This window comes from Nitrospirillum amazonense (assembly GCF_007828045.1).
Lineage (GTDB): Bacteria > Pseudomonadota > Alphaproteobacteria > Azospirillales > Azospirillaceae > Nitrospirillum > Nitrospirillum amazonense_C.
The window spans coordinates 1-26,749 of sequence record NZ_VITN01000028.1 but is presented as its reverse complement, the minus strand read 5'-3'; the positions used below and the strand labels follow the sequence as shown (position 1 = coordinate 26,749).

The 26,749-nt window shown below is 68.6% G+C and carries 24 protein-coding genes; 17 read left to right on the top strand and 7 right to left on the bottom strand.

The window, feature by feature from the left end; genetic code table 11:
* Positions 1–38 precede the first annotated feature (38 nt).
* Positions 39–842, bottom strand: coding sequence for an AraC family transcriptional regulator (locus FBZ89_RS27285; protein ID WP_145753919.1), 804 nt, complete (start codon positions 840–842; stop codon positions 39–41).
* A gap of 183 nt (positions 843–1,025) precedes the next feature.
* Between FBZ89_RS27285 and FBZ89_RS27280 the strand changes: the two genes are divergently transcribed.
* Complete coding sequence (locus FBZ89_RS27280; protein ID WP_342780658.1) at positions 1,026–2,291, top strand: MFS transporter; 1,266 nt, start codon at positions 1,026–1,028, stop codon at positions 2,289–2,291.
* A 4-nt stretch (positions 2,292–2,295) separates the two neighbouring features.
* Here FBZ89_RS27280 and FBZ89_RS27275 read toward each other — a convergent pair whose 3' ends face one another.
* From FBZ89_RS27275 to FBZ89_RS27265, 3 genes are all read right to left on the bottom strand, one after another.
* Positions 2,296–2,766: a hypothetical protein gene (locus FBZ89_RS27275; RefSeq protein WP_145753913.1), complete on the bottom strand. Its 471-nt coding sequence runs from the start codon at positions 2,764–2,766 to the stop codon at positions 2,296–2,298.
* A complete protein-coding gene (locus FBZ89_RS27270) occupies positions 2,763–3,212 on the bottom strand; it encodes an NlpC/P60 family protein (protein ID WP_145753911.1) in 450 nt (149 codons plus the stop codon). Before FBZ89_RS27270 ends, FBZ89_RS27275 begins: the two co-directional genes overlap by 4 nt.
* Positions 3,213–3,352: 140 nt before the next feature.
* Entirely contained in the window at positions 3,353–5,449 is a 2,097-nt protein-coding gene (locus FBZ89_RS27265; RefSeq protein ID WP_145753909.1) for a S9 family peptidase, read from the bottom strand.
* A gap of 380 nt (positions 5,450–5,829) precedes the next feature.
* Here FBZ89_RS27265 and FBZ89_RS27260 point away from each other — a divergent pair, with 380 nt between their 5' ends.
* The 6 genes from FBZ89_RS27260 (at position 5,830) to FBZ89_RS27235 (ending at position 12,510) form a co-directional block, all read left to right on the top strand.
* Positions 5,830–6,825, top strand: a complete 996-nt coding sequence (locus tag FBZ89_RS27260; protein WP_246172619.1) for an ABC transporter substrate-binding protein — start codon at positions 5,830–5,832, stop codon at positions 6,823–6,825.
* Between the two features lie 75 nt (positions 6,826–6,900).
* Positions 6,901–7,722: an ABC transporter permease gene (locus tag FBZ89_RS27255; RefSeq protein WP_040850280.1), complete on the top strand. Its 822-nt coding sequence runs from the start codon at positions 6,901–6,903 to the stop codon at positions 7,720–7,722.
* A gap of 3 nt (positions 7,723–7,725) precedes the next feature.
* Complete coding sequence (locus FBZ89_RS27250) at positions 7,726–8,517, top strand: ABC transporter ATP-binding protein (RefSeq protein ID WP_145753908.1); 792 nt, start codon at positions 7,726–7,728, stop codon at positions 8,515–8,517.
* Positions 8,480–10,327 carry a sensor histidine kinase gene (locus FBZ89_RS27245; protein ID WP_145753906.1) on the top strand — a complete coding sequence of 616 codons (1,848 nt, stop codon included), beginning with the start codon at positions 8,480–8,482 and terminating at the stop codon, positions 10,325–10,327. Before FBZ89_RS27250 ends, FBZ89_RS27245 begins: the two co-directional genes overlap by 38 nt.
* Positions 10,311–11,660 carry a sigma-54-dependent transcriptional regulator gene (locus FBZ89_RS27240; RefSeq protein ID WP_145753905.1) on the top strand — a complete coding sequence of 450 codons (1,350 nt, stop codon included), beginning with the start codon at positions 10,311–10,313 and terminating at the stop codon, positions 11,658–11,660. Before FBZ89_RS27245 ends, FBZ89_RS27240 begins: the two co-directional genes overlap by 17 nt.
* A 13-nt stretch (positions 11,661–11,673) precedes the next feature.
* Positions 11,674–12,510, top strand: a complete 837-nt coding sequence (locus FBZ89_RS27235) for a beta-keto acid cleavage family enzyme (RefSeq protein ID WP_145753903.1) — start codon at positions 11,674–11,676, stop codon at positions 12,508–12,510.
* A gap of 8 nt (positions 12,511–12,518) precedes the next feature.
* Here the strand turns inward: FBZ89_RS27235 and FBZ89_RS27230 are convergent, their stop codons facing one another.
* On the bottom strand, positions 12,519–12,713 hold the full coding sequence (locus FBZ89_RS27230) for a helix-turn-helix domain-containing protein (RefSeq protein ID WP_145753901.1): 195 nt from the start codon (positions 12,711–12,713) through the stop codon (positions 12,519–12,521).
* 6 nt (positions 12,714–12,719) lie between these two features.
* Here FBZ89_RS27230 and FBZ89_RS27225 point away from each other — a divergent pair, with 6 nt between their 5' ends.
* From FBZ89_RS27225 to FBZ89_RS27190, 8 genes are all read left to right on the top strand, one after another.
* The gene (locus tag FBZ89_RS27225) at positions 12,720–13,487 is read left to right on the top strand and encodes a helix-turn-helix domain-containing protein (RefSeq protein WP_145753899.1); all 768 of its coding nucleotides are present in this window, start codon (positions 12,720–12,722) and stop codon (positions 13,485–13,487) included.
* 158 nt (positions 13,488–13,645) lie between these two features.
* The gene (locus FBZ89_RS27220) at positions 13,646–13,951 is read left to right on the top strand and encodes a hypothetical protein (protein WP_145753897.1); all 306 of its coding nucleotides are present in this window, start codon (positions 13,646–13,648) and stop codon (positions 13,949–13,951) included.
* A 237-nt stretch (positions 13,952–14,188) separates the two neighbouring features.
* A complete protein-coding gene (locus FBZ89_RS27215; RefSeq protein ID WP_145753895.1) occupies positions 14,189–14,680 on the top strand; it encodes a MarR family winged helix-turn-helix transcriptional regulator in 492 nt (163 codons plus the stop codon).
* Complete coding sequence (locus FBZ89_RS27210) at positions 14,677–16,767, top strand: FUSC family protein (protein WP_145753893.1); 2,091 nt, start codon at positions 14,677–14,679, stop codon at positions 16,765–16,767. Before FBZ89_RS27215 ends, FBZ89_RS27210 begins: the two co-directional genes overlap by 4 nt.
* On the top strand, positions 16,764–16,979 hold the full coding sequence (locus tag FBZ89_RS27205) for a DUF1656 domain-containing protein (RefSeq protein WP_145753891.1): 216 nt from the start codon (positions 16,764–16,766) through the stop codon (positions 16,977–16,979). The genes FBZ89_RS27210 and FBZ89_RS27205 overlap by 4 nt, the downstream gene beginning before the upstream one ends.
* 19 nt (positions 16,980–16,998) lie before the next feature.
* A complete protein-coding gene (locus FBZ89_RS27200) occupies positions 16,999–18,009 on the top strand; it encodes an efflux RND transporter periplasmic adaptor subunit (protein ID WP_186457609.1) in 1,011 nt (336 codons plus the stop codon).
* A gap of 169 nt (positions 18,010–18,178) precedes the next feature.
* Positions 18,179–19,669, top strand: coding sequence for a tetratricopeptide repeat protein (locus tag FBZ89_RS27195; protein ID WP_145753888.1), 1,491 nt, complete (start codon positions 18,179–18,181; stop codon positions 19,667–19,669).
* Positions 19,666–21,909, top strand: coding sequence for a tetratricopeptide repeat protein (locus FBZ89_RS27190; RefSeq protein WP_145753886.1), 2,244 nt, complete (start codon positions 19,666–19,668; stop codon positions 21,907–21,909). The genes FBZ89_RS27195 and FBZ89_RS27190 overlap by 4 nt, the downstream gene beginning before the upstream one ends.
* Here the strand turns inward: FBZ89_RS27190 and folD are convergent.
* Positions 21,902–22,810, bottom strand: a complete 909-nt coding sequence (gene folD, locus FBZ89_RS27185; protein WP_145753885.1) for a bifunctional methylenetetrahydrofolate dehydrogenase/methenyltetrahydrofolate cyclohydrolase FolD — start codon at positions 22,808–22,810, stop codon at positions 21,902–21,904. The two genes, FBZ89_RS27190 and folD, sit on opposite strands and share 8 nt — an antisense overlap.
* Positions 22,811–23,051: 241 nt before the next feature.
* Here folD and fucP point away from each other — a divergent pair, with 241 nt between their 5' ends.
* A complete protein-coding gene (gene fucP, locus FBZ89_RS27180) occupies positions 23,052–24,398 on the top strand; it encodes an L-fucose:H+ symporter permease (protein ID WP_145753883.1) in 1,347 nt (448 codons plus the stop codon).
* 11 nt (positions 24,399–24,409) lie between these two features.
* Positions 24,410–25,219: an amidohydrolase family protein gene (locus tag FBZ89_RS27175; RefSeq protein WP_145753882.1), complete on the top strand. Its 810-nt coding sequence runs from the start codon at positions 24,410–24,412 to the stop codon at positions 25,217–25,219.
* Here FBZ89_RS27175 and FBZ89_RS27170 read toward each other — a convergent pair.
* Entirely contained in the window at positions 25,216–26,562 is a 1,347-nt protein-coding gene (locus FBZ89_RS27170) for a phospholipase D-like domain-containing protein (RefSeq protein ID WP_186457608.1), read from the bottom strand. The two genes, FBZ89_RS27175 and FBZ89_RS27170, sit on opposite strands and share 4 nt — an antisense overlap.
* Positions 26,563–26,749 lie beyond the last annotated feature (187 nt).

Below are 26,749 nucleotides of genomic sequence, written 5' to 3'. Positions count from 1 at the left end.
AAGGGCGGGGCGGCTCCGGTGGGTGCCGCCCTGTTCGTTCAGGCCCGCAGGTAACGGCTGGGCGGCACGCCCAGCAGGCGCTTGAACATGCTGGTGAAGGCGGCGGGGCTGTCGTAGCCCAGATCCAGCGCCACGGTGGTCACCGCGTCCCCCGCCGCCAGCCGGGGCAAGGCCGCGAACAGGCAGGCCTGCTGGCGCCAAGCGGCGAAGCTGAGGCCGGTTTCGCGGCGGAACTGGCGGGTGAAGGCCCGGCGGCTCATGCCCAATTCATGGGCCCAGCCGTCGATGGTGGCGTGCGGGTCGGGCTCGGCCACGAAGGCGCGACAGCGGGCCGCCAGCCGTGCGTCGGTGGGCAGCGGCATGGACAACGGCAGCACGGGCAGCGACGCCAGGTCATGCAGCAGCAGGGCCATGATCATGCCGCCGCGGCTTTCCGCCGGCACATCGTCCACCGGCAGCTCCGCCGCCTCGATCAGCAGGGCATGCACCAGCGGCGTGACGCCCACCACCTGGCAGCGACCGCCGCCGGGGGCCAGCGTGTCGGGTCCGCGCGCCATCGGCAGTACCGCCGGATCGATGTACAGGCTGCGCATGACGGCGGGGCCCACCACCACCGCCACCTCATGCACCACGCCGGCCGGGATCCACACGGCCCGGTCCGCCGGGACCATCCAGGTGCCCTGCGCGGTCGCCACCGTCATGACGCCGCGAATACAATACAGCAATTGGCAGCGCCGATGCTGGTGCGGCGGCAGCACATGCCCGGGTGGATAGTCGTTGCCCAGCGCGAAGACCGGCTGCGGCGCCGTCTCGTAAACCTGGGAGGGGACATCGCGGACCATGAACGTGTCTCTCCTTGTTGGCCCAGTTCCGCAATAGTTTGGCCTAAAGATGAAAGCAGGCCGCCAGCATGCGCGCTAGCTTGTCCATCAGCCGCCGAAATGCAAGGTCTCTTGCAAAGGGGGCTGGTTGGGAAATCGGGAGGTCGCGGCGCCACGCGGCCCCATGGGATGGGAGTGCCACCGGTGAGTCAGGCTGAAAGCGTGGGTGCGGCGGCACCATCCCCCGTGGGGCAGACGGCCATGGGTCAGATCGGGGCCAAGGCCGGCGGCACCGTGTTCTCGGTGCTGGGGGCCATCAGCTTCTGCCATCTGTTGAACGACATGATGCAGTCCATGCTGCCGGCCATCTACCCCATCCTGAAGGGCAGCTTCGACCTCAGCTTCAGCCAGGTGGGCCTGGTGACCCTGGTCTACCAGATCACCGCCTCGCTGTTGCAGCCCTTGATCGGCCTCTATACCGACGCCAAGCCCAAGCCCTATTCCCTGTCCATCGGCATGGGCTTCACCCTGGTGGGCCTGGTGCTGCTGGCCATGGCGCCCAGCTTCCCGCTGGTGCTGGCGGCGGCGGCCCTCGTGGGCACGGGCTCATCCGTCTTCCATCCGGAATCCTCCCGCGTGGCGCGCATGGCCTCGGGCGGACGGCACGGGCTGGCCCAGTCGCTGTTCCAGGTGGGCGGCAACGCCGGTTCCGCCTTGGGGCCCCTGTTGGCGGCCTTCATCATCGTGCCGCATGGCCGGGGCAGCATCGCCTGGTTCTCCCTGGCCGCGTTTCTAGGCATGATCGTCCTGGCCAACATCGGCCTTTGGTACAAGCGCAACGCCAAACCCAAGGCCGCCAAGGCGGCCAAGGAGGACCTCACCGGCCTGACGCCGCGCCAAGTCAGCCTGGCCTTCGTCATCCTGCTGATGCTGATCTTTTCCAAGTACGTCTACCTGGCCAGCATCACCAGCTACTTCACCTTCTATCTCATCCAGACCTTCGGTCTGTCGGTGAAGGCGGCGCAGTTGCACCTGTTCATCTTCCTGGGCGCCGCCGCGGTCGGCACCATCGCCGGCGGCCCCATCGGTGACCGCTTCGGGCGCAAGCATGTCATCTGGTGGTCCATCCTGGGCGTGCTGCCCTTCACCCTGGCCCTGCCGTACGCCAACCTGTTCTGGACCAGCGTGCTGAGCGGCGTCATCGGCGTCTGCCTGGCGTCCGCCTTCCCCGCCATCGTCGTCTATGCCCAGGAACTGATGCCGGGCAAGGTCGGCACCGTGGCCGGCCTGTTCTTCGGCCTGGCCTTCGGCGTGGCGGGCGTGGCGGCGGCGGCCCTGGGCTGGCTGGCGGACCTGACCAGCATCACCACCGTCTACAAAGTCTGCGCCTACCTGCCGGCCCTGGGCATCCTGACGGTGTTCCTGCCGGATATCGAAGGGGCGATGCGGCGGGGGCGCCGGGCGGGGTGAGGAATCACGGCGTCTTGGCGCGCTCTATGAAATAGTCCTCGCCCTCATAGAGATAAATGGCCTTGTCACCACCAAAAAACAAAACTCGACCAACAGGCCCCTTGTCACAGGCAAGCCGCGCATCGGTAACCGGGCCCTTCTGAGGAATAAGGTTCTTGGCGCTCTTGGGTAAGTTGGTGCCAAAGAGTTTCATGACCTGGTCACCGGGTATGGCCCGGTTGGGATAAGAGGCGTTGGTACAGGTGATTGAGAAGGGGTCCGTGAACGACGTCGGGGCCAAGATGAGTTTGGTGCCCACTTCCTCCGGCCGGCGGCCAGCGCAGTCCTTGCACAGGACTTTCGTGACTGTCCAGGTCCCGAACATTTCGGGGGCGCCTTGAGGATTTCCCATCGGAATGGTGTCTACATCCACGGCCGCGTGGCCGACCGATACTGAAATGCCGACAAGAAAAGCGATCGTGAGCGCGAGCTTCATTGCGTGGGTCCTATGTATCGGTAGAATTCCTTGGTCCGAGGCCACCACCAGGTGTCGGGCACATGAACCCTGCCGACGCCGCTGCTTTGCATACCGATAAACTCGGAAGCGGACACCATTATGGCGACGTGTCCCGGGTAATTTCGCTTATGGCCTTTCTTGACCTCATAGGGCACCGGGCCTGGTGGGAAATAAACGATGTCGCCGGCTTCCGGTGTGCCCAGCACCGGCTGGAAGCGCAGGCGATCCGCAGCAATGGCGCCGGATGCTTCGCGTTCGAAGTGCGGATTGACGGTTCTGATGACAAGCCACACGAAGTAGGAACAGTCGAAGGCCTGATCGGAAACGGGAGGGCTGGCATATCGCGCGCCCGCGTACGTGATGAGGAAGTTCTCCGCTGAGGCGGCTAGCTTGGCCCCGGTGGACGGCGGCGGCATCTGATCCATGGCGTTTTCACGATGGGCGGTTGATCCAGACGGCAACAATGGTTGTATTAATGGCGCTGCCTTCAAGGGGACGGTCATCAAAAAAGGGGCCGTCCCCGCGGACGGCCCCTTGCCTGGTCAGTTCAGCCAGACGCCCGGCTTTACTTGGCTTCGGCCGTCCAGGTGTTCAGCCAGCCCAGCACCTCCTGGTGCCACTGGACGGAGTTCTGGGGCTTCAGCACCCAGTGGTTCTCGTCGGCGAAGTAGACCAGCTTGCTGGGCACGCCCTTGCGCTGCAGGGCGGTGAAGGCGCCCAGGCCCTGCTCGAAGGGAATGCGGAAATCGCGGCCGCCGTGGATGATCAGTTGCGGCTTCACCCACTGATCGACGTGGTTGGCGGGGTTGAAGCGTTCATACCCGGCCGGGTTCTCCCAGACCTTGCCGCCGTTCTCCCACTCGCTGAACCACAGTTCCTCGGTGGAATAGCCCATCATGCGGTTGTCGAAGACGCCGTCATGGTTGACCAGGCATTTCCACGGGCCGTTCCAGTTGCCGGCGATCCAGTTGATCATGAAGCCGCCGTAGCTGGCGCCCAGCGCGCAGGCCCGGTCGCCGTTCAGGAAGGGGTACTTGGCCAGCGCCGCGGCCCAGCCCTTCTGCAGGTCTTCCAGCGGGCGGTCGCCCCAATGCTGGCTGATGGCGTCGGTGAAGGCCTGGCCGTAGCCGGTGGAGCCGTGGAAGTCGATCATGACCACGGCATAGCCGGCACCGGTGTAGGCCTGCGGGTTCCAGCGGAAGCTCCAGGCGTTGGCGAAGGAGCCCTGGGGGCCGCCATGGATGATGAAGGCCACGGGATACTTGTGGCCTTCCTGGTAATTGGCCGGCTTCACGACATAGCCGTGGACCGTCTCGTTGTTCCAGCCGGGGAAGCTGAACTGCTCATAGGCGCCCAGGGTAACGTTGGCCAGCGTGCCGCCGCCCACATGGGTCAACTGCTCCGCCTTGCCGCCCTTCAGCGACACCTTGTAGGCCTGCGACGGACCGGACAGGCTGTCGGCCATGTAGACCACGCCCTTGTCCCCGCCCTTCACCAGCTCGATGGCCGTCACATGGCCCTCGCCGGTCAGCGCCTTCACCGCACCCGACTTGACATCGACGGAGAACAGCTTGGACTGGCCCACGTCATAGGCGGTGGTCAGCAGGGTGCGGCCATCGGCCGTCCAGGCCAGCGTGTCGGCGGAGCGGTCCCAAGCGGGGTCGATCTCCCGCGTTTCGCCGCTCTTCAGGTCGCGCACCATGATGCCGAAGCGGTCGGCCTCGAAGGTTGGGCGCTTCATGGCGCGCCAGGCCAGCTTGGTTCCGTCGGGGCTGAACACCGGGCCCGTGTCCATGGCGGCGTTGCCGGCCGTCAGGTTGGCCGGGGCGGCGCTGCCGTCCATGGGGACCTGCCACAGGTCCAGGTTGGTGCTCCACGGCTCCGTCCGGCCGGCCAGGCGGGCGGTGAAGACCACGGTCTTGCCGTCCGGGCTGATGGTGATTTCGCTGTCGTCGCCGAAGGGCTTGCCCGGCGCGTCGCCATCGAAGCCCTTCATCAGCGGCACGGGCGCGCCGGTGGCCACACCCTCGCCGTTCAGCGCCAGGGCGAACAGGTGGTTGCGCGTGCCGTCGGCCCACTCATCCCAATGGCGGACGAAGACCTTGTCGAACACCACGCCGCTGGACTTGGCGATGTCCGCCGGCTTGGCCGGCTTGTCACCCGTCTCGGCGCCGGGGAACACGGCCATGGACACGACGATGTGCGTGCCGTCCGGCGCCAGGTTGAAGCTGCCCACATCCAGCGGCAGGGTCGTCACCTGGGTGGCTTGGGTGCCAGCGGCGTCCGTCTTCCATACCTGCTGGCTGCCGGACCGGCCCGACATGAAATAGAGGCTCTTGCCATCGGCCGACCAGCGCGGGGTGCTGGCGCCGCCATCGGAAATGGCCAGGCGATGGCCGTCACCCTTGCCATCGATCTCTTTCACCCAGAGGGAATGGGCGGCCTTGTTGTTGGCGTAATCGACGGTGCGGACGTCGAAGGCCAGCAGGCGGCCGTCGGGCGAGACGCGCGCGTCGCTGGCGCGGTCCATCGTCGCCAGTTCCATCGGCGTCAGGCCGTGCGCGGCCTCCGCCGCCATGGCAACAGGCGAAACGGTTACGGCCAGGGCCAACGCCAGAGGCGCGCCCAGGGCGTACCCAAGGGCGTATAGGGAACGGTTCATCCAAGCTCTCCGAAAGGCAGGAACCCCATCGGCCTTGCGGCCGCTTGGGGGCCGTCATAGCGCAATTCGTCCCCGTCGCCTACGGCGCTTGACGGCACAAGACCGGCTGCCGCCCGGTCGCGGCGGAAAAGGTGACAGCCCCGTCCCCGCTGTGGCGGAAAAACCGCCAGCGGGGCGTCGCTGCGCCTCTCCCCCGCTTAAGACCCGACCCGCGCACGGTGGCGGGGATGCTGGCGTTTCAAGCCGTTCTCCCTCACGGTGATGGTTTGGCCCGGCGGTTGGCACAGCTTCTGCTAGTATTGCTCCCAGTTCCAAGACGACCAGGAACCGCCGGCGCTGATCGGCGGCCTTTGGATACCAAAGCCCGGGAGGTATTTAAGATGACGCGCAAGAAGACCATGCCCCAGAAGACCCTGCTGGCCGCCCTTATGGCCGCTTCGGCCCTGTCGCTGGCGGCCCTGCCGGCCGCCGCCGAGGATGTGGTGCGCCTGGGCAACCTGAAGCTGGCCCACTTCGGCGCCGTGTCCTACACCCAGATGCTGACCGACTGCGGCATCAAGGTGGAGGAACGGATTTTCGCCAAGGGCCCCGACATCATGCAGGCCATGGTGGCCGGTGAGCTGGACGTGGGCGCCACCGCGTCGGAGGCCGCCATCTCCGGCCGCGCCGCCGGCGCCCCCATCTACATCGTCGCCGGCTTCGCCAAGGGCGGCGCCCGCCTGGTGGCCGCACCCGACGCCAAGGTGACCAAGGTCACCGACCTGAAGGGCAAGAAGGTGGGCGTCACTCGGGGTGGCATCCAGGAGGTGCTGCTGGCCGCCGAACTGGCGCAGAACAATCTCACCTGGTCCGACCAGCCGGGCAAAGACGTGCAGATCGTCTACCTGAACTATCCGGACCTGAACCAGGCCCTGATGCTGAAGCAGTTGGACGCCATCATGCAGACGGAACCGCAGGGCTCGCAGGCCGTGAACGGCGGCTTCGGCGTCGAGGTGATGAAGCCTTACGACACCGCCATCGGCAGCCCCGTGCGCACCCTGGTGATGTCGGAGGAGTTCCACGACAAGCACAAGGCCGTGGCCGAGAAGTTCATGCGCTGCTTCGTGAAGGCCACCAAGACCTTCATCGACAAGCCGGAGGTGGCATCCAAGTATGTGCGCGAGACGCTGTTCAAGAAGCAGCTGACCGAGGCCGACTTCAACAGCGCCATGGGCAACGCCCAGTACAGCTATGACATCGATCCCGCCCAGATCCAGATTACGGGCGAGACCATGGCCAAGTATGGCGTGTCCAAGATGGCCAAGGTGCCGACCGCCACCGATTACGTGAAGCTGGACCTGCTGGCCGACGCCAAGAAGGACCTGGGCATCCAGTAAGCGCCTGGGGCCGCCGCCGTCCAAGCGGCGGGCCTTTTTTCACCCGCCTTTTCCGCCTTTAAGGGGAGTACCCGAATGCGGCGTAACACTTGGTTGGCGGCCCTGCAGGGGGCCGTCGTGCCGCTCGTGCTGCTTGCCATTTGGCAGGCGGCGTCCAGTTCCGGCCTGGTCAACGCGAAGATCCTGCCCTCGCCCGTGGCGGTGGCCGTGCGCTGGTGGGCCTATCTCGCCCCGGCCGAGCCGTATGATCCCGCCAACGGCGGCTATATCGCCTGGCTGTTCTCCGGCGAGCTGATCATGGACGCCATGGGCAGCCTGTACCGCGTGGTCATGGGCTTTTTGGTTGGGGCCATCCTGGCCCTGCCGATGGGCTTGGCCATGGGCGCCAGCCGGGCAGCCTTCCGTTGGCTGAACCCCTTGGTGGAGGTGCTGCGGCCCATTCCGCCCATCGCCTACATCCCGCTGTCCATCCTGTGGTTCGGCCTGGGCAATCCGCCGGCCATCTTCCTGATCTCGCTGGGCGCCTTCTTCCCCGTGCTGGTGAACACCATTGCCGGCGTGCGCCAGGTGGACGGCATCTACCTGCGCGCCGCCCGCAATTTGGGCGCCGGGCCCCTGACCATCTTCCGCCGCGTTATGCTGCCCGCGGCCACGCCCTACATCCTGTCGGGCGTGCGCATCGGCATCGGCACCGCCTTCATCGTCGTGATCGTGTCGGAGATGATCGCCGTCAACAACGGCCTGGGCTTCCGCATCCTGGAGGCGCGGGAGTATTTCTGGTCCGACAAGATCATCGCCGGCATGCTGACCATCGGCCTGCTGGGCCTGGCCATCGACAGCGGCGTCACCCGCATCAACAACCACCTGCTGCGCTGGCACCGCGGGCTGGAGCACTGAAGCATGTCCGACATCCTGATCAACCACGTCTACAAGCGCTTCGCCGTCCCGGGGAACGAGGTGGTCGCGCTGAAGGACATCAACCTGGACATCGCGTCGGGGGAGTTCGTCTGCCTGCTGGGGCCGTCCGGCTGCGGCAAGTCCACGCTGCTGAACGCCATCGCCGGCTTCTCCCATCCCACGGAGGGCGGCATTACCGTCGGTGGCCGCCCGGTGGTGGCCCCCGGGCCCGACCGGGGCATGGTGTTCCAGGAATACGCCCTGTTCCCATGGATGACGGTGTTCAAGAACGTCCGGTTCGGGCTGGAGGTCAAGGGCGTGGCCAATGACGTGGCCGACGCCCGGGTGCGCGAGCTGCTGGACATGCTGGGCCTGTCGGAATTCGGTGAGCGCTTCCCCAAGGATCTCTCCGGCGGCATGCGCCAGCGCGTGGCCATCGCCCGCGTCCTGGCGCTGGACAGCCCCGTCCTGCTGATGGATGAGCCCTTCGGCGCGCTGGACGCCCTGACCCGCCGGTCCCTGCAGGATGAGTTGCTGAAGCTCTGGGCGCGCCTGGGCAAGACCATCGTCTTCGTCACCCATTCCATCGAGGAAGCCATCTACCTGGCCGACCGCATCGTCGTCCTGACCTACCGCCCCGGCACGGTGAAGCGCGACATCCGGGTGGAGATGCCGCGACCGCGCGATGCCGCCTCGCCCGAGTTCAACACCCTGAAGCGTGAACTGTCCCGCCTGGTGTCGGAGGAGCAGCAGCGGCATGAGGCGGCGGAACGCGCCGGCCTCACCACCGACTGATCCCCCCTTGGCCGCCCCCTTCCCCTTCGCGGCGCGCCTGCGCGCCGTCGGCACTGGTGGCGCCCTGGCGCTGCTGCTGGCGGCGGCGGGGGCCGTGGGGATGTGGATGCTGACGGTGGACCATGCCGAGCGGCGGGCGGTGGAGGCGGTTGCCGCCGACGCCCGCCACCGGCTGGAGATCTACGCCAACAACCTGGACAGCGCGGTCGAGCGCTTCGACTACCTGCCCTCCGTCGCCGCGCGGGACCCGGCGGTGGTGGCGCTGGCGACGGCCGGCTTCGGCCACACCGACCCGGCCGAGGTCGACCGTGTGAACCGGTATCTGGAAGCGGTGAACGCGAGCGCCGGATCCGCCGTCCTGTACCTCATGGACGCCGAGGGGCGGACCGTGGCGTCCAGCAACTGGAACCGGCCGGACAGCTACCTCGGCGTGGACTTTTCCTACCGCCCCTATTTCAAGGACGCGCGTGACCAGGGCGTAGGCCGTTTCTATGGCGTGGGCACGGTCACCCGCCTGCCGGGCTATTTCATCGCGGCACCGGTGGAGCGGGACGGACGGCGCGTGGGCGTCCTGGCGGTCAAGATCGTGCTGGACGCGCTGGAGGATGGCTGGCGCACCTCCCACGACGCGGTGCTGGTGGCCGACCGTTTCGGCATCGTCTTTTTATCATCCAATCCGGAATGGAAGTTCCGCGCCCGCCGGCCGCTGGATCCGGACACCGTGAAGTACCTGAATGAGACCCGCGAATATGTCGGGCTGGACCATCCGCCGCTGGTACTGCCCCGCTCCCTCCGGGCCCATCCGGACTTGCTGGTGGAGCGGGGGCTCAGCCGATATGGCTGGACCATCGCGCTGGCCGCCGACGCCCACCCCGTGGCCCAGGCCGCCGCCACAGCCCGCATCGGCCTGGCGCTGCTGTTGCTGCTGGCGCTGGCCATCGGGCTGTACGTGCGCCAGCGGGTGAAGCGCCTGCGGGATCAGCGGCTGGCGAAAGCGGCCCTGGACCGCGCCTACCAGGACCTGGAACGCCAGGTGGAGGCGCGCACCGCCGACCTGCGCGACGCCCAGGCCGAGCTGGTGCAGGCGGCCAAGCTGGCCATGATCGGCCAAGTGGCCGCCGGCGTGACCCATGAGCTGAACCAACCGCTGACGGCCCTGCGCGCCCTGGCCGACAACGCCCGCCTGCTGCTGGACCAGGGCCGCCAGGCGGAGGTCAGCCAGAACCTGGTCCACATCGCCGGGCTGGTGGACCGCATGGCCAAGATTTCCGGCCAGCTGCGCAACTTCTCCCGCCGCAGTGAGGGGCCGGCCCAGCCCGTCGCCCTGCCGGGCGCGGTGCAGGAGGCGCTTGCCTTGCTGGATCGCCGCCTGAAGGAGGCGCGGGTGCAGGTGACGGTGGACGTGCCGGAGGTGACGGTAGCCTTCGATCCCGTGCGGCTGCAACAGGTGCTGGTCAACCTGATCCGCAACGCGGAGGATGCGACGGCCGGGGTGGCCGAGCCCCGCATCGCCATCACCGCCACCCCGGCCCAGCTGGACCAGCGCGCCGCCGTGCGGGTGACGGTGGCCGACAACGGCCCAGGCCTGGATCCCGCCGTGCGCGACCGGCTGTTCGACCCCTTCGTCACCACCAAGCCGGGTGGCCAGGGCTTGGGTCTGGGCCTTGCCATCTCCCTGGCCATCACCCAGGAATATGGCGGGCAACTGGAGGCCCGCGACGGTGAGGCCCATCCCGGTGAAAACGCCGGCGCCGCCTTCCTGCTGACCCTGCCTTTGACCTTAGTTGAGCGTGATGACCCAACTGCTTGATATCGCACCCGTTGTCTTGTTCGTGGATGATGAGGAGATCATTCGCCTGACCGTGCGCCAGACGCTGGAGCTGGCCGGCTTGGCCGTGGCCACTTACCCGACGGCCGAGGCGGCGCTGACCGACCTGTCACCGGACACGCCGGGAATCCTGGTGACGGATGTCCGCCTCCCGGGAATGAGCGGGCTGGACCTGCTGTCGCGGGTGCGGGCGCTAGATGCGGAGCTGCCGGTGGTGCTGGTCACCGGCCAGGGCGACATCTCCATGGCGGTGCGCGCCATGCAGGACGGCGCCTATGACTTCATCGAGAAGCCTTTCGTCACCGAGCATTTCGTGGAGGTGATCCGCCGCGCCCTGGAAAAGCGCGCCTTTGTGCGGGAGAACCGGCGCCTGCGCCAGGCCCTGGATCAGAACGCGGCGGTGGAAAACCACCTGCTGGGGCAAAGTCCGGCCCTGGTGCGCACCCGCCGCCTGGTGGCGGACCTGGCCGGCACCGACGTGGATGTGCTGGTGCTGGGCGAAACGGGTACGGGCAAGGAACAGGTGGCCCGAGCGCTGCACGAGGGCGGGCCGCGGGCCGCATTTCCCTTCGTCGCCGTGAATTGCGGCGCCATCCCGGACAGCATGTTCGAAAGCGAGATGTTCGGGCATGAGGCCGGCGCCTTCACCGGGGCCGCCAAGCGCCGGGTGGGCAAGATCGAATACGCCCATCGCGGCACCCTGTTCCTGGATGAGATCGAGAGCATGCCGCTGGCCCTGCAGGTCAAGCTGCTACGGGTGCTGCAGGACCGGGCGCTGGAACGGCTGGGTGGCAACGACCGGGTGGCGGTGGACCTGCGCGTGGTGGCCGCCACCAAGGAAAACCTGCTGGACCTGGCCAACGCCGGCCGGTTCCGCGCCGACCTCTATTACCGGCTGAGCGTCGTCACGCTCACCCTGCCCCCCTTGCGCGAGCGGCGGGAGGACATCCCCCTGCTGTTCCAGCACTTCGCCTTGCAGGCGGCGGCCCGCTTCCGCCGGCCTTATGCCGAGCCCACGCCGGCCCTGCTGCGTGCCCTGATGCTGAAGGACTGGCCCGGCAATGTGCGCGAGCTGCGCAACGCCGCCGATCGCCATGTGCTGGGATTGGCGGAGGATGGGGCGGCGGCCGTCGAGGGTGGAACAAGCGCGAACGCCCCTTTGGCCGACATCCTGGACGGGGTGGAACGCCACCTGATCACCGAGGCCCTGCGCGCCAGCGGCGGCCAGGTGACGCGCGCCGCGGAAACGCTGGGCGTGCCGCGCAAGACGCTGTACGACAAGATGAAACGCCTGAATATTGGCGGCGCGGAATGAATTGGGGCACCGAATGAACGCCGATCCCGTGATCTTGACCGTAGCGCCCAACGGCGCCCGCCGGCTGAAGACCGACCATCCGGCCATTCCCCTGGACTCGGCGGACATCGCCCAGGACGCCGCCGCCTGTCTGGAGGCGGGTGCGGCCATGATCCACATGCACGTGCGGGACAGCCAGGGCCGCCACCTGCTGGACGCCGATGCCTATGCCGCCGCCACGGCGGCCGTGCGCCAAGCCGTGGGCGACCGCCTGGTCATCCAGGTCACGACGGAAGCCGCCGGCATCTACCATCCGCCCCATCAGATGGCCGTCATCCGCGCGTTAAGGCCTGAGGCGGTGTCGCTCGCCATCCGTGAGCTGGCTCCGGACGCCGCGCATGAGAAAGAGGCCGCCGACTTCTTCGCCTGGCTGGCGCGGGAGCGGATCATGGTGCAGACCATCCTTTATTCCCGTGACGACCTGCTGCGTTGGCATGATCTGCGCCGGCGCGGCGTGGTGCCGGAGGTGCCGCACTTCCTGCTGTACGTCCTGGGCCGCTATACCGCCGGCCAGGTCAGCGACCCGCGCGACCTTCTGCCCTTCGTGGCGCCCGTCGCCGACGCGCCCGATGACAACACCGGCGACGTGCCCTGGGCCGTCTGCGCCTTCGGCCGGCGGGAGAACGCCTGCGTGCTGACCGCTGCCGGCCTGGGCGGACACATCCGCGTGGGCTTCGAGAACAACCTGCACTTGCCGGACGGCACTCTGGCCCCCGACAACGCCGCCCTCGTGGCCGCCGCCGCCCAAGGCAGCCGCCTCATGGGGCGCCCGGTGGCCACGGCGGACGGGGTGCGGGCGCGGTTCGGTTGACCCGCGCCCTAAGTCGCGGTGCTGAAAAAATCATTCGGCATCACCGCCCCCTGGGTCTCGTCCATGATGGCCCGCATGGCGGCGGCGTCGGGGTGGCGCTGGCCGGTGCACCACCGGGCGACGGTGGAACGGCTGCGTCCGATGCGGCGGGCGAACTCGGCGGCGGTGAGGCCACGCGCCTGGAGATAGTCGGCGAGCGTCATGGATGAATGGTGCCGAATAGGCAACTTTCTGTCAACGCGTTGCCCGCATGGCGACTGACGATTGGTAGCCGCTGTGGCAACTTCGTTGTCATGATGGACCGCCCACCCAACCGTATCCGAGAACTTCGTGAAGCCAAAAGGATGACCCAGGAACAGCTGGGCGCCCTGATCGGCACCGACAAGACGGTGATCTCCAAGCTGGAATCCGGCCGCACGCGCCTGTCGCAGCAGCGCATGATGGCGATCGCCGCCAGCCTGGGCTGCGGTGTGGCGGAATTGCTGGAGCCGATAACGGTAACGTCGGCCCCGCCCGACTGGGGACAGGACGACGCGTCTGTCGAGGTGGCGGAGGTCGATATCTACGGTGACCGGCGCGGCGGCTTCCTGGCCGGCCATGGAGGCAAGCCGCAGAGCTTCCGCGAAGATGAGACCATCGCCCCCTGGCGCTTCCCCGCCAGCTATCTTTCCGCCGAATTGCAGGTACGGCCTGCCGCCGTGCGCATCGTGGAGGTGCGGGGTGACGGCATGGAGCCCACCCTGCTGCCCGGCGACCGGGTCATGGTCAACCTGGCGGACCAGTCCCCCTCGCCCCCCGGGATCTTCGCCCTGTGGGATGGACAGGGCGTGGTGATAAAGCGGCTGGAACTGATCATGGGCAGCCATCCGCCCCTGGTTGAAATCCGCTCCGACAATCCGCATCACCGCGTCTATGAGCGAGCGGCGGCCGACATCGACATCATCGGCCGTGTCGTCTGGGTGGGCCGTCGCCTCTGAACGCCACCCGTCTTCGGTGCGCAAGTTGCCATAGAAGCAACTTATGAATTGACGGGCGGTTGCCGTTCAGGCACCGTCAGGACAGCGGCTGTTCCGCCGATGTTCCCCTTCCCCAAGCGCTGACCGCCTGAGGAGCCCTTTCCCTGTGGAGGAGGCTGATGACCCGTCTTGAGCGCACCACACAGTTTTACTGGCAATTGGCCCAGTTGGCACGGCACGACACGTTCCTGGACCTGGTGGTGCGCGGCCTGGACGGGCTGGCCGTGGTGGCGCGGACAGCCCCCAGCCACCGCCTGCGCCGGGCCGCTGCCGCCCATATTGGGGTCGCTGCCCGGGCGCATCGTTTCCTGAATGCCGACCGGCTGGAGCAGGCGGCGTTGGCACTGACCGCCGCGCCGCGCTGGCCGGTCCCTTACAAGTCAGACCCGCCATTCGGGCGTAAAGCCCGCTGTCCGAAGGGATAGGCGCGCCGAAGGGACAAGTAGGCGTCTGGTTCCCAGGCAATCATAAGTGGTATGTTGGCACATACCTTCATCAGTGGCGGTGACACCGCTTCCGTTGCGCCTCCCTCCTCTCACCTTTCCCCCACTCCCCCCTCTCGCCTCTCCCCCAGTTGCAGGCGGCGCCATCACGTCGGCGCAGATCTGGTTCCCACTTATGAACGTTTTAACGCTAATCATTAGGATTCTAATATTCTTGGTATGGAACAAACCGCCCCCCTTCCCATTCCCCCCCGGCATCGCGCCTTCGGCCTGACGCTGTGCTATATCGCGCGGTGTTGGCGGCGGGAGGCGGACGCGGCGTTGAAGGCCTATGGCCAGTCCGAGGCGACGGCCCTGCCGCTGGTGGTGCTGGCCCGGTTGGGCGACGGCATCCGCCAAGGCCAGCTGGCAGATCACGTGGGCGTGGAAGGCCCCTCGCTGGTGCGGCTGGTGGACATGCTGGAAAGGGACGGCCTGTTGGAACGCCGCAGCGACCCGCGCGACCGGCGGGTGAAGACCGTGCACCTGACGGGCGAGGGGCGCACGCTGGCCCTCCGGCTGGATGACGCGCTGGACGACATGCGCCGGCGCCTGCTGGCGGAGGTGACGCCGGAGCAGCTGGAAACCGCGCTGACCGTCTTCGCGGCCGTTGAACGCGCCCTGGGCCGGTCCCCGGGCGCCAAGGACGGCACCGAGGGAGACGCGCCGTGACCGCCGCCTGGCTCAAGGGGCCCTCCAAGGGCGCCGGTGACTGGATGTTCGCCGCCAAGACGGCCACCGCCGCCCTGGCGGCCTTGTATATTGGGTTCAGCCTGGACCTGCCGCGTCCCTACTGGGCGGCGGGCACGGTCTTCATCGTGTCGCAGCCGCTGGCCGGCGCCATGCGGTCGAAGGGTGTGTTCCGCGTGCTGGGCACCGTCATCGGCGCCGTGGCCACGGTGGCCATCATCCCCAACCTGGTGGACGCCCCACCCCTGCTGTGCGTGGCCATGGCGCTGTGGACCATGGCCTGCCTGACCCTGGCCTTGCTGGACCGCACGCCGCGCAGCTACGTCTTCATGCTGGCGGCCTACAGCACAGCCCTGATTGGTTTTCCCACTGTCACCGATCCCGGCACAGTCTTCGACGCGGCCCTGGCCCGGGTGGAGGAGATCACCGTCGGCATCCTTTGCGCCACGGTCATCGGCAGCGTCATCTTCCCGCGCGGCATCGGGCCCGTGGTCAGTGATCGCATCGACGCCTTCGCGGCCGACGTCACCCGCTGGGCGCGCGACGCCCTGGCCGGGGCGGAGGAAACGGCGGCCACCCGTTCCGACCGGCGGCGCCTGGCCGCTGACGCGGTCGAGCTGCAGATGATGGCCACCCACCTGGATTACGACACCAGCCACCTGCACGGCATGAGCCAGGAGGTGCGGCAACTGCGCCAGCGCCTGGTCATGCTGCTGCCCATCCTGTCGGGCCTGGGCGACCGCGTTCGCGCCTTGAAAGCCGACGGCCGACCGCTGCCGGCGGCGCTGGAGGCGTTGCTGGCCGATGTCGGCGACTGGGTGGCGGACGTAGAGGCGCCGGCGGACCGCACGGCGGATTTGCGCGCCCGCATCGCGGCGCTGCGCACGGCGCCGGCCGACTGGCGCGACGTGCTGACCCTGAACCTGCTGACGCGGCTGAAGGACCTGATGGACGCGCTGCAGGATTGCCGCGACCTGCGCCTGTATATAATCAGCGGCGGGCATGGCCCCAAGGTGCGCCGCCGCCGGGGCGGTCGGGCGGGGGCGGAGGTGGTGATGCACCGGGACCTGGGCATGGCCCTGTGGTCTGGGGCGGGCGCCGCCATCACCATCCTGCTGGGCAGCGCCTTCTGGATCGGCACGGAATGGGCGGATGGTGCCATCGCCCTGGAAATGGCGGCCGTCGCCTGCTGTTTCTTCGCCGCGCAGGACAACCCGGTGCCGGCCATCCTGGACTTCGCGCTGTACAACGCCGTGGCCGCGGTGCTGGCCGGCATCTACATCTTCGCCATCATGCCGCACATCGACGGCTTCGTGATGCTGGCCTTCGCCCTGGGGCCCATGTTCCTGTTGCTGGGCCGCGTCATCGCCAATCCGCGCCTGGCCGGCCGGGCCCTGGCGGTGGGCGCCACCCTGCCCACCCTGGCCGGCCTAAGCAATACCTACAGCGCCGACTTCGCCTCCTACCTCAACAGCGCTTTGGCGCTGGTACTGGGCATGGGGTTCGCTGGGCTGATGACGGCGCTGGTGCGCGCGGTGGGCGCGGAATGGGGCGCCCGGCGAATCCTGCGCGCCTGCTGGTACGACATCCGGGCCGTGGCCGACACCCGCACCCCCGCCCCCGACGGCGGCCTGCGTCCCGTGTTCGCCGGCAAGCTGCTGGACCGCATGGGCCTGCTGGTGCCGCGCCTGGCCGCCCTGCCCCCGGGGTCGGAAATCGCGGCCGCCGATGCCCTGGCCGACATCCGCACGGGCATGAACGTGCTGGAGTTGCGCGGGGTGGAACGGGCCCTGCCTGTGCGGGCGCGGGCGGCGGTGGACGGGGCGCTGTCCCAGCTGGCCGACCATTACCGGGCGGTCTGCCGCGCCGGTGCCCCGCGCCCGCCCGCGCCGGAATTGCTGGGCGACATCGACGCCGCCCTGGCGGCGCTGATGCCCCTGTCCGGCCGCAAGCCGCGCCAGGCGCTACTGGCCTTGGCCGGTATCCGCCGGGCCCTGTCGGACGGCATGCCCGACCTGCCGCCGCCCACACCCGCCGTTCCCACCCCGGAAGAAAGCCTGGCCGCATGATCGGCGAAATGGACATTCACGGCGTCTTCGTCTCTCCCCTGCTGGTCTGGGGCGTGGTCGCCTTCCTCATCTCCATGGCCGTGCGCTGGGGGCTGCGCCTGGTGGGCGCCTATCGCCTGGTCTGGCACCGGCCGCTGTTCGACCTGGCCATCTACGTCATCGTCCTGGGCGGCGTCGCCGCCGTCTTCACCCATTACACTTCTCATCCCTGACTTGCTGGACGTCGCCGCCATGCGCAGCTTCATCACCGCCCTGACCCGCCTGGCCGTCACCCTGGTCGTGGTCGCCATCGCCGCCCTGGTGGGCTGGCGCTTCTGGATCTACTACATGGAAGAGCCGTGGACCCGCGACGGCCGGGTGCGCGCCGACATCGTGGGCGTCACGCCCGACGTCTCCGGCCTGGTGGATGAGGTGCTGGTGCATGACAACCAGACCGTGACCAAGGGCCAGGTGCTGTTCCGCATCGACCGCGCCCGCTTCACCCTGGCGCTGCAGCAGGCCGACGCCGCCGTGGCGGCCAAGAAGGCCAATTTCGACGAGCTGGTGCTGGAGCGGAACCGCTACCAGTCGCTGAGTGCCTCCGCCGTGTCGCGGGAGAAGCAGGAGCAGACGGTGGCCGCCGCCAAGCAGGCCGAGGCCATCTACCTGCAGGCCGTGGCCGACCGCAACGTCGCCAAGCTGAACCTGGACCGGACGGAGGTAATGGCCACCGTGAACGGCTACATCACCAACTTCGACCTGCGCCCCGGCGACTATGTCACCGCCGGCAAGGCCGTGACCGCCCTGGTGGACAGCGACAGCCTGCACGTCCAGGGATATTTCGAGGAAACCAAGCTGGGCCGCATCCATGTGGGTGATCCGGTAACCGTGCGCCTGATGGGCGACCCGCGCAGCTTCAGTGGTCATGTGGAGAGCGTGGCCGCCGCCATCGAGGACCGCGAACGCACGGACGGCAGCAACCTGCTGGCCAACGTGAACCCCACCTTCAGCTGGGTGCGCCTGGCCCAGCGCATCCCGGTGCGGGTGGTGCTGGACAACCCGCCGCCCGACCTGCGCCTGATCCCCGGCCGCACCGCCACCGTGGCGGTCGTGGGCTCAGACGCCGTGCTGAAGACGCCCCTGACCAAGCTGCCCCATCCGACGCCGCAGGGGGCCGAGCAGCCCCAGGCGACCCCGGCGGCAGCCACACCCCAGATGGCACCCCAGCCGGCGGCCCCGGCCAACAAGCCCAAGGCCCGGTGAAGCGGTCCGCCGGAAGGTGCATGACGGGCGGCGCCGAGGGGTGCCGCCCCTTTCATTCCAGGACATGATGTCGCGGACCGATAGGCGCTCGACAGCCGGCGGGCCGCGCCCCGTTCAATGAGCCGGGTGCCCCGTGGGCGGGTGCCGGCTATCGGGGGTGATCGGCATCATGCAATGGGCATCCGGCACGACGACCGTGCCGACGGACGGTTTGCCGGATGCCGAGGCCATCCGGCGCGCGATCCTGCGCCTGGAGGGCGTGGTGGCGGACAGTCCCACCGCCATCGACGCGCGCTTCCACCTGGGCGTCCTGTTGCAGGCCGACGGCCGGCGGGATGAGGCGGTGACGCAGTACCGCCAGGCCCTGGTGCTCAACCCCTTCGACGCCCGTCTGCACAACGCCCTGGGCATCGCGCACCACGACGCCGGCGACCTGGCCCAGGCCATGAGCTGTTTCGAGGACGCGCTGGCCAGCGACCCGGACGACCCCCAGGCGCACAACAACATGGGCCACCTGTTGCAGGTGGAGAACCGGCTGGACGACGCGCTGGCCTTCTTCGACTGGGCGCTGGCCCTGCGCCCGAACTATCCGGAGGCGCTGAACAACAGCGGCGTGGTGCTGCAGATGCAGGGCCGGCTGGATCAGGCCATCGCGCTGTATCGGCGCGCTGTGGCGCTGCGCCCCGATTATGCCGCCGCCCACAAGAACCTGGGCATGACCCTGCTGGCCGCCGGCCAGTACGAGGAAGGCTGGCGGGAGTTCGAGTGGCGCTGGCAGGACGCCCAGCTGGCCGGTGCCCGCCGCCCCTTTACCTGCCCGCAATGGCGCGGTGAGGAGGCGCCCGGCCGCATCGTGCTGATCCATGGGGAGCAAGGCTACGGCGACAGCCTGCAGTTCTGCCGCTACATCCCCCTGGTGGCGGACCGGGGTCTGCGCGTGGTGGTGGAAGTGCCCCAGCCCCTGGTCCGGCTGATGCGCCGGCTGCCGGGGGTGGAGCAGGTGGTGGCCCATGGCCAGGCCCTGCCGCCGTTCGACCTGCATTGCCCGATGATGAGCCTGCCGCTGGCCTTCGGTACCACGGTGGAAACCATCCCAGCGGCCGCGCCCTATCTGGCGGCCGACCCGCCGGAGGCGGAGGCTTGGCGACGGCGCCTGGTGCTGGCGGCGCCGGGTGACGACCGGCCCCGGGTGGGACTGGTCTGGGCGGGGGCAGCCCGCGCCGGCACGCCCGACGTGGCGGTGGCCGACCGCCGCCGGTCCATGGGCCTGGCCGCCCTCATACCCCTGCTGGATGAAGACGGCGTGCGTTTCATCAGCCTGCAAAAAGGCGCGGCGGAGGTGGACGTGCCGGCCCGCCTGGGCGGCCTGATCGACAGCGTGGTGGATTTCGCCGACACCGCCGCCCTGGTCAGCAACCTAGATCTGGTGATCAGCGTCGATACCGCCGTGGCCCACCTGGCGGCGGCCATGGGCGTCAGTGTCTGGCTGCTGAACCGGTTCGACAGTTGCTGGCGCTGGCTGCGCGGCCGGGATGACAGCCCCTGGTATCCCACGACGCTGCGTCAGTTCCGGCAAGCGCGCCTGGGTGACTGGGGGGACGTCGTTCAATCCGTACGCACGGCGCTGGCCGCCACCTTCACCTCTGGAAACCGCCCATGACCGCCCGCCCCGCCGCCGTTCCCAAGCCGCCCCTGCCGCCGGCGCAGAAGGCGTTCGCCGCCGCCGTGGTCCAGCACAAAGCCGGCCGGCTGGAGGCGGCGGCCGTGCTGTACCGCAAGGCGCTGTCGCTGATGCCCCGGCACCCGGAAAGCCTGCACCTGCTGGGCGTCGTCGCCTTCCAGCAGAAGCGCGTGGATGAGGCGGTGGCGTTGATCACCCAGGCCCTGGCCTTGAGGCTGGCCTTCCCCGAGGCGCTGAACAACCTGGGCACGGTACGGGAGGCGCAGGGCGACATCGATGCCGCCGCCGATTGCTTCCAGCGCGCCGTGGCGCTGAAACCAGACTTCGCCGAAGGATACAACAACCTTGGCAATGCCTTGAAAGCTCAGGGAAAGTTGGGGGAAGCCCTGGCGGCGCTGGACCGGGCGCTGGAACTCCGCCCCGCCTATGCGGCGGCGCTCAACAACCGGGGCGTCGTCCATCGCCTGCAAAGCCGCTGGGCGGAGGCCGAGGCCGGCTTCCGCGAAGCGCTGACGGTCAAGCCCACCTATGTCAACGCCCTCTACAACCTGGGCCTGGTGCTGCGCCTGACCGGCCGGCTGGAGGAGGCTTTGCCCTGGCTGGAGCGAGCGGTGGACCGGTCGCCCGACCATGCCGAAGCCTGCTTCAACCTGGGCCTGGCTTTGCAGGACCTGGACAGGCATGACGCCGCCCTGCCGCACCTGCGCCGGGCGACGGCCCTGCGCCCCGACGATCCCGTGCCGCACAGCAGCCTGGGCACCACCCTGCAAACCCTGGGGCACGCGCCGGAGGCGCTGCTGTGCTATCAGCGGGCGCTGGCGCTGAATCCTGATTTCGCCGACGCCCATAACAACATGGGCCTTATCCTCTACGTCCACGGCCGCTATGCCGAGGCGGAGTCTTGTTTCGCCCGCGCCATCGCGCTGTTGCCCGGCAATCCCAAGACCCACAATAACTTAGGGCTCGCCCTTCTGGCGCAGGGTAAGGGCGCGGCGGCGGCGCAAGCCTTCGATCTGGCCATCGATGCCCAGCCGGACTATGCCGAGCCGCACAACAATCTCGGCATGGCCCTGCATGCCGAGGGGCGGATGGACCTGGCGCAGGCCAGCATTCAGGCCGCCTTGGCCCTGAACCCGGATTATCCGGAGGCGCACAATAACTTGGGTGCCGTCTTTCAGGCGAAAGGTGAGCTGGACATGGCCGCCGCCTGCTTCCGCCGCGCCATCGCGCTGAAGCCCGACTACGGTGCCTGCCACAACAATCTGGGCATGTCGCTGCTGGCCGCCGGGCAGTACGCGGAAGGTTGGCGGGAATATGAATGGCGCTGGCGCACCCGCCAGATGACGCCCTACGCCCGTCAGTTCCCCCAGCCGCAATGGCGGGGCGAGGACGCCGCCGGCAAAACCATCCTGGTCCACGCCGAACAGGGCCTGGGCGATACCCTGCAGTTCAGTCGTTACCTGCCCCTGGTGGCGGCGCGGGGCCTGACCATCACCCTGGCGGTGCAGCCGCAGCTGGCCCGCCTGCTGCGCCCCCTGCCCGGCGTGACCCACATCCTGGTGGAAGGAGAGCCCCTACCGCCCTTCGACCTGCAGTGTCCGATGATGAGCCTGCCCCTGGCCTTTGGCACCACGGTGGAAACCATCCCCGCGGACGTGCCCTACCTGGCGGCCGACCCGCTGGACGTGGCCGCCTGGCACGATCGCCTGGCCGGGGACGGCGCGGGCTTGCGCGTCGGCCTGGCCTGGGCCGGCAACCCCCGCCGCGACCGGCCGGAGCTGGCGGCCGTGGATCGCCGCCGCTCCGTGGCGCCGGAGTTGCTGATGCCGCTGGGCACCGTGCCCGGCGTGCGCCTCCACAGCCTGCAGAAGGACGACACGCTGCCGCCCGCCCTTCCCCTGATCGACCGCATGGATCAGGTGGCGGACTTCGCCGACACCGCCGCCCTGATCGCCAATCTGGACCTGGTGATCAGCGTCGATACCTCGGTCGTCCATCTGGCCGGCGCGCTGGGCCAACCGGTGTGGGTGATGAACCGCCACGACAGCTGCTGGCGATGGTTCCGGGGCCGGAACGACAGCCCCTGGTACCCGACCCTGCGCCTGTTCAACCAGACGGCGCCGGGGGACTGGGACCGCGTGGTGGCGGAGGTGCGGACGGCGCTGGCGGAAATCGCGGACCGGGCGAGACTGCCCGCCCCAATGCAGCCGGTCAGTTGAACTCCGCCACCTCACCCTCCAGCCCACGGCTGCGGCAGGCGGCGGTCAGGGTGTTCAGCAGCAGGACGGCGATGGTCATGGGGCCCACGCCGCCGGGCACCGGGGTGATGGCACCGGCCACGGATGCCGCCTCGTCATAGGCGACGTCGCCCACCAGGCGGGTCTTGCCGGCCGCCGCCGCTTCGGGGGCGCGGGCGGGCACGCGGTTGATGCCCACGTCGATGACCACCGCGCCGGGCTTCACCCAATCGCCCTTCACCATCTCCGGCCGGCCGACGGCGGCCACCAGGATGTCGGCGGTGCGGCACAGGGCCGGCAGGTCGGCGGTGCGGCTGTGGGCGATGGTGACGGTGCAGTCGGCCTGCAGCAGCAGTTGGGCCATGGGCTTGCCCACGATGTTGGAGCGCCCCACCACCACGGCGTGTTTGCCCTTCAGGCTGCCCAGATGGTCCTTCAGCAGCATCAGGCAACCCAACGGGGTGCAGGGCACCATGCCGGGCAGGCCCACCGCCAGGCGTCCGGCGTTGACCACGTGAAAGCCGTCCACATCCTTGTTGGGGTCGATGGCGGCCAGCACGGCGTTGCTGTCGATATGGGCCGGCAGGGGCAGCTGCACCAGGATGCCGTGGATGGCGGGATCGGCGTTCAGGCTGTGCACCAGGGCCAGCAGGTCTTCCTGCGTGGTGCTGGCCTCCAGCCGGTGGGTGACGGAGTGCATGCCGGCGGCGTGAGTCTGCTCCCCCTTGTTGCGGACATAGACCTGGCTGGCCGGGTCCTCGCCCACCAGCACCACGGCCAGGCCGGGCTTCAGCCCGTGGCGGGTGGTGAGGTGGGCGACCTTGGCGCCGATGCGTTCCCGAAGGGCGGCCGCGAATGCCTTACCATCGATGATGTGCGCCATGACCTGTTCCTCCGCCAGCGAAACCTGAGAATTGCGCGGGGACATTAGCCGCAGCGCACTGCGCCGCCAATCCCTTGGGCTCAAAAGCCTTCCGAACCCTGCCATGCGACGCCGTCGGTTCCCTCGGTGCCGTGACGAGGTTACCGCCAGGCATTTTTATATTTGACGTATAAATTCATATTTGATGTGCTGATCACCAGCCGGGCCGCACGCCGGCACAAAGAACACCCTGGGAGGGGACATGTCGGACGGCCGCGCGCATCCGCATCAGCACCAAGCCGCACAGCCGAAATGGGCGATCCCCATCGCCCTGATCGTCAGCCTGTTTTTCCTGTGGGGCGTGGCCAACAACCTGAATGATGTGCTGATCGCGCAGTTCCGCAAGGCCTTCGACCTTCAGGATTGGCAGTCGGGCCTGGTGCAGTCCGCCTTCTACCTGGGCTATTTCTTCTGCGCCATGCCGGCGGCCCTGTTCGCCCGGCGTTACGGCTACAAGGCGGCCATTGTCCTCGGCCTGGCGCTCTACGGCATCGGCGCGCTGCTGTTCTATCCGGCGGCCGAACTGCGCGCTTACAGCGCCTTCCTGGGCGCCCTGTTCGTCATCGCCAGCGGCCTCGCCTTCCTGGAAACCTCCGCCAACCCGCTGATGACCGTGCTGGGCGACCCGGCGGGGGCGGAGCGGCGGCTGAACCTGGCCCAGGCCTTCAATCCCCTGGGCTCGGTCGCGGGCGTCCTGGTGGGGCGGCAGTTCATCCTGTCCGGCGTGGAATACACGCCCGAGCAGTTGGCCGCGCTGTCGCCCGAGGCACTGGCCCGGTTCCGGGATACGGAGGCCATAGCGGCCCAATCCTCCTACCTGGTGCTGGGCCTGCTGGTCCTGCTGTGGGCGGTGGTGGTGTTCGCCGTGCGCTTCCCCACCCTGACCGACGGGACGGAGGAACGACCGGAGGAACGGGCAGATGAGGCGGCAGCCGGTGATGGGGGCGGCTTCCGCCGTCTGCTGCGCCACCGCCATTTCCTGTTCGGCGTGGTGGCGCAGTTCTTCTACGTCGGCGCCCAGGTTGGGGTGTGGAGCTTCCTGATCCGCTATTCCCAGCACGCCCTGCCGGGCACGGGGGAGAAGACGGCTGCCGCCTACCTCACCCTGTCCTTGATGGCCTTCATGGCCGGGCGCTTCGCGGGAACGGCCCTGATGGGCCGCGTGCCGGCGGAACGGCTGATGGGCGTGTTCGCCGCCATCAACGTCGTACTGTGCCTGGTGGGGGCATTTGGCGGCGGCTGGCTGGGGCTGGGCGCCATGATCGCCACCAGCTTCTTTATGTCCATCATGTTCCCCACCATATTCGCCCTGTCCTTGCGCGGCCTGGGGCCGCTGACCAAGCTGGGGTCATCCTGGCTGGTCATGGCCATCATCGGGGGCGCCGCCATCCCCGTGATCATGGGCCGTGTGTCGGACATGGCCAGCATCGCCGTCGCCATGGTGGTGCCGGGGGCGTGCTTCGCCGTCGTCGGTACCTTCAGCCTGGCGGGCCGCACGGCACCGGTGGGTCGGCGCGATGAACGCCTGAAGGTCGTGGCCTCACACTAAGGGCGACCGGCATGATCGACGCCCACCAGCATATCTGGCGCCTGGGCCGGCACGGGCACAGCTGGCCCACGCCCGACCTGGCGGTCATCCACCGCGACCATGAGGTGGCGGACCTGGAAGCCCTGGCCGTCCCCCTGGGCATCACCGGTAGCGTGTTGGTGCAATCCCAGCCCTGTGACGAGGACACCGATTTCCTGCTGGAGGAAGCGGCACGCCAGCCCTTCGTGCGGGGTGTGGTGGGCTGGACGGACCTGAAGGCGCCGGACGCGCCCGCGCGCATCGCCGCCTTGGCCGCCCGGCCCAAGATGCGGGGCCTGCGTCCCATGCTGCAGTCCCTGCCCGTGGATTGGATCGCCGATGCGGCTGTCGATGCCGCCGCCCGCGCCATGGTGGCCCATGGCCTGAGCTTCGACGCCCTGGTCCTGCCGCCCCACCTGCCCGCCCTGCTGGACTTCGCCCGCCGGCACCCGGACTTGGCCATGGTGATCGACCACGGCGCCAAACCCTACATCCCCCGGGGTGAGATCGACGACTGGGCCGCCCGCATACGCGACCTGGCCGCCCTGCCCCAGGTCCACGCCAAGCTGTCCGGCCTGCTGACCGAGGCTGGCGACCGAACGACGGTCCACGCCCTGAAACCTTATGTGGACGTCCTGCTGGACGCCTTCGGCCCCGACCGCCTGATGTGGGGCAGCGACTGGCCGGTGCTGAACCTGGCCGGCGATTATGCCGGCTGGCTGGCCATGGCGCGTGATCTGGTGCCGGCCGAGGCGCATCCTGCAGTCTTCGGCGGCGCGGCCCGGCGCTTCTACCGTCTTTAAAGCACTTCCTCCACCAGCCGGGCGCCCCATTCGCCCAGGCGCTCGTCCAGGCCACGATGGCGCCAGGCCTCGGGCTCTATGGCCCGGGCGTGGGTCAGGTCATGCTGGAACATGGCCTCCATCTCCCGTCCGAAGCCGGCGCCCAGGACCACGGCGTTGATCTCATTGTTGAAGGCAACGCTGCGCCAATCGAGGTTGGAGGAACCGACGGTGGACCAGTCGCCATCGATGACGGCGGTCTTGGCATGCAGGATGGCGTCCGCGTACTCATAAATGTGCACGCCGGCGGCCAGCAGGTCGCTGTAATACCCACGCCCCGCCATGACCGATAGGGGGCTGTCGCTTAGGGGGCTGTCGCTGGGCCCCGGCACCAGCACGGTGACATCCACGCCCCGCCCCGCCGCCTGCCTCAATGCCCGGGCCAGGTCCGGCGTCGGCACGAAATAGCCGGTGGTCAGGTGGATGGACTTGCGGGCCAGTGTGATGGCCACCAGCAGGCTACGATAGATCAGCGGGCGGCCCTCCGTCGGCGCGCCGCTCAGGGCCTGAAGGACGATATCGCCGGGACGGGTCCGCGGGCTTGGTGGCGGCGCGTCCAGGGCCGGGGCGGTGTCGGGCCCCTGGGCCTGGCGCTGCTGGTCCCAGGTGTCCGCATACAGGCGCTGGAACTCCGCCACCACCGGGCCGGCGATGCGCACATCGGTGTCGCGCCAGGGGCGCTGTTCCGGGTCCTGGTTCTCAGCGCCCGCGCCGGCGTGATGGCGGCGGTCGTACACCTCGCTGATGTTCACGCCGCCCACGATGGCGACGGCGTCGTCCACGATCAGCAGCTTGCGATGGTCGCGGCGGTTGACGTCCAGGGTCAGCAGGGTGGCGGGATCGACCGGGTTGAAGACCAGGAGGTTCACGCCGCCGTGGCGCAGGCGGTCGAACACCTCCTTGGGCGTGTCCTGCGAGCCCCAGGCGTCATAGATCAGGTTGACCTCCACCCCCTGCGCCCGCTTGGTCACCAGCTTCTCCGCGAAGCGGGATCCTTCCACCCCATCGAACTCATAGCTTTCCATGTCGATGCGGGTGCGGGCGCCGTCGATGGCGGCGTCCATGGCGGCATAGGTCTCGGTGCCGCTGCGCAGCAGGGTGACGCTGTTGCCGCCGACGAAGGGCGCGCCGCCGATGATCTCCCCCTGCCGGCGCAGCAGGTCCAACCGGCTGGTCGCGTCCGCCGTGGCCAGCGCCCGGGCGATGTCGGGATCGGCCGAGGGCAGCGTGGCGCAGCCGGCGAGGCTGCCAACCATGGTAAGGGCGATGAGGGCGGTTCTGACGAAGCTTAGGCGGGGCGGCATGGCCGGATCGTGCCATCGCCGCCGCCGGCCGGCCATTGCGACCAGCGGCGGAGCGGGGCCTGATTTCCGGCTTAGACGTGCCGGGCCGGCGGCCTAAGGGACTGTTGATAAATAAATGAATCAATGATTTTTTGCGGTTTGGGGATTCTCCGGCTGACACGGAGCTTATAGAATCGCCGGATGATTG

What these genes read in the sequence shown, in the direction of transcription:
- FBZ89_RS27285 (WP_145753919.1), bottom strand. Translation starts at nt 842, where the DNA reads ATGGTCCGCGATGTCCCCTCCCAGGTTTACGAGACGGCGCCGCAGCCG.
- FBZ89_RS27275 (WP_145753913.1), bottom strand. Translation starts at nt 2,766, where the DNA reads ATGAAGCTCGCGCTCACGATCGCTTTTCTTGTCGGCATTTCAGTATCG.
- FBZ89_RS27270 (WP_145753911.1), bottom strand. Translation starts at nt 3,212, where the DNA reads ATGGATCAGATGCCGCCGCCGTCCACCGGGGCCAAGCTAGCCGCCTCA.
- FBZ89_RS27265 (WP_145753909.1), bottom strand. Translation starts at nt 5,449, where the DNA reads ATGAACCGTTCCCTATACGCCCTTGGGTACGCCCTGGGCGCGCCTCTG.
- FBZ89_RS27260 (WP_246172619.1), top strand. Translation starts at nt 5,830, where the DNA reads ATGACGCGCAAGAAGACCATGCCCCAGAAGACCCTGCTGGCCGCCCTT.
- FBZ89_RS27255 (WP_040850280.1), top strand. Translation starts at nt 6,901, where the DNA reads ATGCGGCGTAACACTTGGTTGGCGGCCCTGCAGGGGGCCGTCGTGCCG.
- FBZ89_RS27250 (WP_145753908.1), top strand. Translation starts at nt 7,726, where the DNA reads ATGTCCGACATCCTGATCAACCACGTCTACAAGCGCTTCGCCGTCCCG.
- FBZ89_RS27245 (WP_145753906.1), top strand. Translation starts at nt 8,480, where the DNA reads ATGAGGCGGCGGAACGCGCCGGCCTCACCACCGACTGATCCCCCCTTG.
- FBZ89_RS27240 (WP_145753905.1), top strand. Translation starts at nt 10,311, where the DNA reads ATGACCCAACTGCTTGATATCGCACCCGTTGTCTTGTTCGTGGATGAT.
- FBZ89_RS27235 (WP_145753903.1), top strand. Translation starts at nt 11,674, where the DNA reads ATGAACGCCGATCCCGTGATCTTGACCGTAGCGCCCAACGGCGCCCGC.
- FBZ89_RS27230 (WP_145753901.1), bottom strand. Translation starts at nt 12,713, where the DNA reads ATGACGCTCGCCGACTATCTCCAGGCGCGTGGCCTCACCGCCGCCGAG.
- FBZ89_RS27225 (WP_145753899.1), top strand. Translation starts at nt 12,720, where the DNA reads ATGGTGCCGAATAGGCAACTTTCTGTCAACGCGTTGCCCGCATGGCGA.
- FBZ89_RS27220 (WP_145753897.1), top strand. Translation starts at nt 13,646, where the DNA reads ATGACCCGTCTTGAGCGCACCACACAGTTTTACTGGCAATTGGCCCAG.
- FBZ89_RS27215 (WP_145753895.1), top strand. Translation starts at nt 14,189, where the DNA reads ATGGAACAAACCGCCCCCCTTCCCATTCCCCCCCGGCATCGCGCCTTC.
- FBZ89_RS27205 (WP_145753891.1), top strand. Translation starts at nt 16,764, where the DNA reads ATGATCGGCGAAATGGACATTCACGGCGTCTTCGTCTCTCCCCTGCTG.
- FBZ89_RS27200 (WP_186457609.1), top strand. Translation starts at nt 16,999, where the DNA reads ATGCGCAGCTTCATCACCGCCCTGACCCGCCTGGCCGTCACCCTGGTC.
- FBZ89_RS27195 (WP_145753888.1), top strand. Translation starts at nt 18,179, where the DNA reads ATGCAATGGGCATCCGGCACGACGACCGTGCCGACGGACGGTTTGCCG.
- FBZ89_RS27190 (WP_145753886.1), top strand. Translation starts at nt 19,666, where the DNA reads ATGACCGCCCGCCCCGCCGCCGTTCCCAAGCCGCCCCTGCCGCCGGCG.
- folD (WP_145753885.1), bottom strand. Translation starts at nt 22,810, where the DNA reads ATGGCGCACATCATCGATGGTAAGGCATTCGCGGCCGCCCTTCGGGAA.
- fucP (WP_145753883.1), top strand. Translation starts at nt 23,052, where the DNA reads ATGTCGGACGGCCGCGCGCATCCGCATCAGCACCAAGCCGCACAGCCG.
- FBZ89_RS27175 (WP_145753882.1), top strand. Translation starts at nt 24,410, where the DNA reads ATGATCGACGCCCACCAGCATATCTGGCGCCTGGGCCGGCACGGGCAC.
- FBZ89_RS27170 (WP_186457608.1), bottom strand. Translation starts at nt 26,562, where the DNA reads ATGCCGCCCCGCCTAAGCTTCGTCAGAACCGCCCTCATCGCCCTTACC.